Here is a 490-nt window from a genome sequence, read left to right as displayed (position 1 = left end):
ATGTGGGACAGCCAGCTGAACTTCCTGGCCGAGCGCGGCTACCGCACCATCGCCTTTGACCGTCGCGGGTTTGGGCGTTCGGATCAGCCGTGGAACGGCTATGACTACGATACCTTTGCGTCCGACATTAACGACCTGATCACCACGCTGGATCTGCGCGACGTGACGCTGGTGGGCTTCTCCATGGGCGGCGGCGACGTGACGCGTTACATCAACAACTACGGCAGCGAACGCGCGGCCGGTCTTGCCCTGCTGGGCGCGGTAACGCCCATTTTCGGCAAATCCGAAAGCTACCCGGAAGGGGTCGATCAGAGCGTGTTCAGCGGGATTCGCGACGGACTGCGTAAAGATCGCGCTCAGTTCATCAGCGATTTCGCCACCCCATTCTACGGCACCAACGCCGGGCAGACCGTTTCTGCCGGTGCCCTGACGCAGACGCTGAACATCGCCCTGCTGGCGTCCCTGAAGGGCACCATCGACTGCGTAACCG

1 protein-coding gene is annotated in these 490 nt (G+C 62.2%); it reads left to right on the top strand.

Annotation, left to right across the window (positions count from 1 at the left end; genetic code table 11):
- On the top strand, window positions 1-490 hold a 490-nt coding region (locus RTW80_RS27140), incomplete at both ends, for an alpha/beta fold hydrolase (protein ID WP_312721195.1).

Source organism: Escherichia sp. AM3, assembly GCF_032029835.1.
Taxonomy (GTDB): Bacteria; Pseudomonadota; Gammaproteobacteria; order Enterobacterales; family Enterobacteriaceae; genus Escherichia; species Escherichia coli.
The sequence above is the reverse complement of the archived record's forward strand: the minus strand, read 5'-3'. Positions and strand labels throughout refer to the sequence as shown.